Annotated in this window: 5 protein-coding genes; 2 read left to right on the forward strand and 3 right to left on the reverse strand. The window is 65.8% G+C overall.

Annotated features, from left to right (window positions below):
- Positions 1–96: 96 nt before the first annotated feature.
- Complete coding sequence (locus AC50X9_RS21030; protein ID WP_494896991.1) at positions 97–1,284, reverse strand: TerC family protein; 1,188 nt, start codon at positions 1,282–1,284, stop codon at positions 97–99.
- A 588-nt stretch (positions 1,285–1,872) separates the two neighbouring features.
- Here AC50X9_RS21030 and AC50X9_RS21035 point away from each other — a divergent pair.
- Both AC50X9_RS21035 and AC50X9_RS21040 read left to right on the forward strand, forming a co-directional pair.
- Positions 1,873–2,646, forward strand: coding sequence for a M20/M25/M40 family metallo-hydrolase (locus AC50X9_RS21035; protein ID WP_494896999.1), 774 nt, complete (start codon positions 1,873–1,875; stop codon positions 2,644–2,646).
- 40 nt (positions 2,647–2,686) lie between these two features.
- A complete protein-coding gene (locus AC50X9_RS21040) occupies positions 2,687–4,399 on the forward strand; it encodes an alkaline phosphatase D family protein (RefSeq protein WP_494896993.1) in 1,713 nt (570 codons plus the stop codon).
- 41 nt (positions 4,400–4,440) lie between these two features.
- Here AC50X9_RS21040 and AC50X9_RS21045 read toward each other — a convergent pair whose 3' ends face one another.
- On the reverse strand, positions 4,441–4,614 hold the full coding sequence (locus AC50X9_RS21045) for a hypothetical protein (RefSeq protein ID WP_494896995.1): 174 nt from the start codon (positions 4,612–4,614) through the stop codon (positions 4,441–4,443).
- 102 nt (positions 4,615–4,716) lie between these two features.
- Positions 4,717–6,006, reverse strand: a complete 1,290-nt coding sequence (locus AC50X9_RS21050) for an MFS transporter (protein WP_494896997.1) — start codon at positions 6,004–6,006, stop codon at positions 4,717–4,719.
- Positions 6,007–6,216: the final 210 nt, after the last annotated feature.

The following is a 6,216-nucleotide window of genomic DNA, read 5'->3' on the forward strand; positions in this document are numbered from 1 at the left end:
CTCACACCACAACCGGCCCGGCACACGATGAGCGGCCCCCGGAACCACAAACCCAGGAGCCGCTCACCTCTGCCTCTTGACAACCCGACCTACATATCAGCGGGCGAGGTACTCCTCGTGCTGCCGGTGCGCTTCCGCGGCCAGGGCCCGAAGCTTATCGATGTCCTTGGCCTTGGTCCGGTATTTCGGATCCATGGCCAGGATCTGGGACTCTTCCTCCGTCAGCAGCCGATAAATGCGCTCCCGCTCGGAAGCGTCGGCGGTGTATTCCAGGTCAAGGTAGCTGACGGCGTGCCGCCGCGCATTGTTGAGGGAGGTCTGGGCAAGACCGGCCTTGCTCAGCAGCGAGGCGACAACGGTGATCGTCAACGCCCCGATGATGACACTCAGGGACAGGCCCGTGCTGATCTCGATAACGGAAACCGGCTCGCCGTCGTTGATGAATGGCAGGTTGTTCTCGTGCAGTGCGTGGAGCACCAGCTTGACACCGATGAAGGCAAGAATGGCCGCCAGACCGTAGGCGAGGTAGATGAGTCGGTCCAGGAGTCCGTCGATCAGGAAGTAGAGCTGGCGCAGGCCCATCAGCGAGAACGCCGTGGCGGTGAAGACGATGTAGACGTTCTGCGTCAGTCCGAAAATCGCAGGGATCGAGTCCAGCGCGAAGAGAATATCGGTTCCGCCGATCGCGACCATCACCAGAAGCATCGGCGTCAGCGCCCGCTTGCCATCGTGGATGGTGAAGAGCTTGTCCCCGTCGTAGTGCTCGGTGGTGTGGAAGATTCTTCTGGCAAGACGGATCATGAAGTTGTCGGCCTGGTCGTCGCCGTGGGTCTCCGGGCGGAGCAGATTGCCGGCAGTGATCAGCAGAATCAGGCCGAAGATGTAGAACACCCACGCGAACGAATTGATCAGCGCGGCCCCCAGGAAAATGAATCCGGTGCGGGCAATCAGTGAGAAGACGATGCCAAAGAGCAGCACCTTCTGCTGGTCTTCACGAGGCACCCGGAAACTCGCGATGATGATCAGGAAGACAAAGAGATTGTCCACAGACAAGGCCTTCTCCGTGATGTATCCCGCGAAGTACTCGGACCCCATCCCGGATCCGCCAAAGAACCATACAACGACGCCGAAGACGATGGCCAGGCTGACATAGAGCGCCGACCAAAAGGCGGCCTCCTTGAGCGTGGGCACATGGGCCTTGCGAATGTGGAAGAAGTAGTCGAAGGCCAGCAATGCCAGGATGACGACAATGGTGACAGCCCAGATAAGGGGCGAAACGGTCATTCTGCTCATCTTCCATGAGGGAACCGGCCCTGGTGGCCGGCTCTGTCCGGTATTCAGGTGGCTGAACAATCCAACGCCGGCGGGGGGTCTGAAGTGCCGCTGGCCAGGTCAGAAAGTATATCTGCACCTGACTCGGCGCCGGGAGTCCTCCTTACGTCCATTCGCACAGCTCTTTCACAGGAAAGCGCTATTGCAGATACAGCCGAATCCACCAGAATGGTCACAACTGATAGTGGTCTTCGCGGATTCAATGGTGGCCGCGGCGCACCGGGCGTCAGTGCGAGCGTCTGAAGATTTCGACCTGAAACCGACTAACGACGGGTTTCCAGCATGTTGAACCTGCGCAAGCCCATACTTCCGACAGTCCTGGCCGTGCTGCTGCTGCTGTCGGGGACGGCCTGCACTGCCGAGTCGTCGGCCGGAGCCCCGCCCCTTGGCCCGACGAGCGGCGCAACAGAGGAGGCGACCAGCAAGGCGACCACCCGCCCGACCGGCAAAGCCACCGGCCCCAGCGTTGCGGCTCCGCGGTTGGAACCGGCGGGCGGGGTGGATGCGCGGGCGGTGCTGGCGGAGTTCAGGGGCCGGGGCATGGTGGGCCATCTGGAGGCGCTGCAGCGGATCGCTGATGACAATGATGGCAACCGCGCGTCGGGGACCTCCGGGTATGAGGCCTCCGCGCGCTACGTCGAGGAGCAGCTGCGCGCCGCGGGGTACACCCCGGTCCGGCAGACCTTCAGCTTCCGCGGCGAGGGAANGGGGCCGGGGATCAACGACAACGGCAGCGGGATCGCGGCGATGCTGGAGATCGCCCGGTGGATGAAGGATAGCGGGTTCACCCCGGCGAACCGGGTCCGGTTTGCGTTCTGGGGCGCGGAGGAGGACGGCCTGTACGGTTCCCAGCATTACGTCGATGAGCTGGGCCAGGCCGGGAAGGCCCAGACCGCGGTGAACCTGAACGTGGACATGCCCGCCTCCCCGAACGGGGTGCGGTCCATACATGACGGCGACGGCTCGGATTTCGGTCACGCCGGCCCGTCGGGTTCGAGGCAGATCGAGGACGTTTTTTTCCGGTTCTTCCAGGAGAACTCGCTGCCGGCGGAAACCACGCCCTTTGACGGCGGCTCCGACTACGACGCGTTCCTGCAGGCCGGCATTCCCGGCGGCGGGCTGTTCAGCGGCGACGTGGAAGAGAAGTCCAGGGCCCAGGTGCAGTCCTTCGGCGGCACGGCCGGCAAGGTCCTCGATTCCTGCTACCACGAGGCCTGCGACACGATCAGCAACACCGACACGGACCTGCTCAAGGAAATGTCCGCCGCGCTGGCCTACGCCGCCGCGTCCTACGCCACCGCCGCCCGCGGCTGAACGGCTAGCCGCACCGGGGCAGAGCGGGTAGAACTGAGTCATGACTTCGCCCCTGGTGCTCGGCCCGATGATGCGGCATGTGGATGAGACCTCGGCGAGTGTCTGGGTGGAGACCCGGTCTGCTGCCCGCGTCTCGGTCCGCGCCGGCGGCAGGAACTGGGCAGCCCGTACTTTCGCTGTGCACGGTCACCACTACGCGCTGGTGGAGCTGGACGGGCTCGAGCCGGGCAGCGTCACGTCCTACGCCCTCGACATCGACGGAACCCAGGTCTGGCCCGATCCGGAGTCCGGGTTCCCGCCGTCGAAGATTGCGACGCTGGAGCCCGGGAAGCCGCTGCGGATGGCCTTCGGCTCCTGCCGGACCAGCGTCCCGCACGATAAGTCCGGCAACCGGACCCACGGCGTCGACTCCCTGCGTGCCTACGCCCTCAGGATGGCCTCCGGCGGTGACCTGCCGTGGCCGGATCTGGTGGCCTTCCTCGGCGACCAGGTCTACGCCGACCTGACCAGCGAGCAGATGCAGGAGTTCATCCGCGCCCGTCGGGACATCGACGCACCTCCCGGCGAGGAGCTCAAGGACTACGAGGAATACGCCCACCTCTACTTTCTGGCCTGGTCAGACCCGGCGAACCGGTGGCTGCTGTCGACCCTGCCGAGCGCCATGATCTTCGATGACCATGACATCCGCGATGACTGGAACACGTCACTGAGCTGGAAGCAGGAAATGGAGGCCACATCCTGGTGGCATGGGCGGATTGTCGCTGGGCTGGCCTCGTACTGGGTCTACCAGCACCTGGGGAACCTGTCACCGCAGGAGCGGGCGCAGGACGCAATTTGGCAGCAAATCGCCCGGCACGTAGGCGACGACGAGATTGACGTGAGCGCGGCACTGGACGAGTTCGCGGACCGGGCCGATCGGAACCCGGAAAGCTATCGATGGAGCTACTGCCGGGACTTCGGGGACACCCGGCTGATTGTGGTGGACTCCCGCGCTGCCCGGGATCTGGCGCCGGACCACCGGGCCCTGGTGGACAAGGCGGAAATGGCCTGGCTGGACGGACGGATGCGTGGCGGTTTCCGGCACCTGCTGGTGGCGACCTCGCTGCCTTTCCTGCTGCCGATGGGCCTGCACTATGTCGAGTCCTGGAATGAGGCAATCTCCCAGGGCGCGTGGGGGAAGCGTGCCGCCCGGACCGGTGAAAAGCTGCGCCAGGCGGTGGACCTTGAACACTGGGGCGCCTTCCAGAACAGCTTCCAGGAGGTGGCGGACATGGCGACCGAGGTCGCCGACGGCAAACGGGGCCCGGCACCGGAAACGATCACTTTTCTCTCCGGGGACGTCCACTACTCCTACGTTGCGGAGGTGGAGCGCGCATCCGGCAGCCGGATCGTGCAGGCTGTCTGCTCCCCCATCCGCAATCCCCTGCCCCGGCTGATGAGATCCTTCGCGGCCGTTATGTCCTACGGACTGGCCACGCCGATCGGAGCGCTGGTAGCGCGCTCGGCCAAGGTCCCGGACCCGCCGTTCCGCTGGTCCGGCATCAAGGGTCCATGGTTCGACAACAACCTGGCCTGCCTGGAGGTGGCACCGGAAGGGCTGAAGCTGTGGTGGCAGACCGGTGTGGTCGACGGCGGCGACCAGTTGCATCCGAGGCTGGAAACGGTCGCCTCGGTCACCCTCGAGCGGCGGCCAGCGGTCGGCACCGTGAGTGAAAGCAGTCGCTCCAGACAGCAGGGGCAGCCTGACGGATAAATTGCTGCTGGGTCATTGCTGCTGGGTCATTGCTGGTGGATTCATCGCTGCCGGATCGGGTGGGACCGCGGCAACCCGCGTTGGAGCGCGGCCGGCTCGTACCGCTCACGGACTGCGCTGCCGGCCACGACTTTCCGCAGGTCAGCGAGGCCTCCCCGCAGTTCGCCGGCGGCGCGTGCCTGCACGAGCACGTTGCCGAGGGCGGTGGCTTCCACGGGTCCCGCCATCACCGGCGTGCCCGGTGACATCGGCGGTGAGCTGGCACAGGAACCTGTTTTGTGACCAGCCCCCTCACAATATGCACGAGGGCTGACGGCTCAGGCCACGGCCGGGTGGTGGTCGGTGCCGCGCATGCGGAAGGCAACGAGCAGACCGGACAGGGCAGTGAGTCCTGCAACGACGCCGACGGCGGCGGGAATGCCGTAGGCGTCGGCGATGATCCCGGAAAGCAGCGCGCCGACAGCAAAGCCGCCGTCGCGCCACAGACGGTAGATGCCCACCGAACGCGCACGCCAGTCCGGGTGCGCGACGTCGCCGATGGCGGCGAGCAGGGTGGGGTACACCATCGCCGTTCCGAGACCCAGGAGCACGGCGGCGCTCAGCCAGATCCCGAAGTCCTGGCCGACGGCGACCATCGCCAGGGCGGCAGCCTGGACGAGCATGCCGCCGACGATCAGCCATTTCCGGCCGTATCTGTCCGACAGCCCCCCGGTGACAAGCTGCCCTGCGCCCCACACTGCGGGATAGACGGCGGCCAGAATGCCGATCTTTTCGATCGTCAGTCCGGCGGCGGCGAACAGGACGGGGAAGAGTCCCCAGGCGAGGCCGTCGTTGAGGTTGTTGACCATGCCGGCCTGACTGACCGAGGAGAGGGATTTATCCCGGAAGCTGGTGAGGGTGAAGATGTCCCGGTTGTTGAGTTCACCGTGGGCGCCGGCGTGGGCGGACGTATGGTTGGCGGATTCAAGCCGGGCATGACCCCGGGTTTCCTTCACGGCGAAAACCGACAGTCCCAGGCCCAGTGCGATGTAGGCGGCGCCGAGGAGGAACGGCCCGGGCCGCAACCCGTAGGTAGCGGCGATGTAGCCGGTGGCCAGGGCGGTGCCGGCCACGCCGAGGTAACCGGCCGCTTCGTTCAGGCCCATGGCCAGGCCCCGCCTGGAGGGGCCAACGAGGTCCATTTTCATGATCACAGTCGTGGACCATGTCAGGCCCTGGCTGATGCCCAGGACCACGTTGGCGGCGACGATCCAGCCCCAGGCGGGTCCGAATATCAGCATCAGCGGGACGGGCAGGGCAATAACCCAGCCCGCGATCAGCACGGGTTTCCGGCCGTAGCGGTCCGAGAGGGTGCCGGCGAAGTAATTGGTGGCGGCCTTGGCGAGACCGAACGCCAAAATGTAGGTCAGCGCGCTCGTATAGAGGTCGAGATGGAAGACCTGCCCGGCCAGCAGCGGGAGCACGGTGCGTTCCTGGCCCAGCGTGCCGCCGACTAGGGCATTGACGGCGACGAGGAGCATGAACTGGGGCAGGTTCTGCCGCAGGCCCAGCGTGATGCCGGTGCGGCGGCGCCGTTCCTGCACCGGGTTGGTGTTGCCGGAAGTCATCTTGCTCCACATGGTTGGGGACGAGGGTTGGCGGCGGCCCTGTGTCCAGGACCGCCGCCACTTGTGTCAGCCGGGCAGTGCCGCTGGCGCGGACTAGCTGGCGGGGACGGATTCCAGCGCGTGCTGCCGTGCGGTCCAGGCGGCGTAGCTGCCGTCGAGTTCGACGACGTCGTAGCCGGCGCGGCGGAGCGCGCTGGCGGCCACGGAGTT

It is taken from the genome of Pseudarthrobacter sp. HLT1-3, from assembly GCF_059383535.1.

Coding starts and splice junctions, on each gene's coding strand:
- AC50X9_RS21040 (WP_494896993.1), top strand. CDS start 2,687: ATGACTTCGCCCCTGGTGCTCGGCCCGATGATGCGGCATGTGGATGAG.
- AC50X9_RS21050 (WP_494896997.1), bottom strand. CDS start 6,006: ATGACTTCCGGCAACACCAACCCGGTGCAGGAACGGCGCCGCCGCACC.
- AC50X9_RS21030 (WP_494896991.1), bottom strand. CDS start 1,284: ATGACCGTTTCGCCCCTTATCTGGGCTGTCACCATTGTCGTCATCCTG.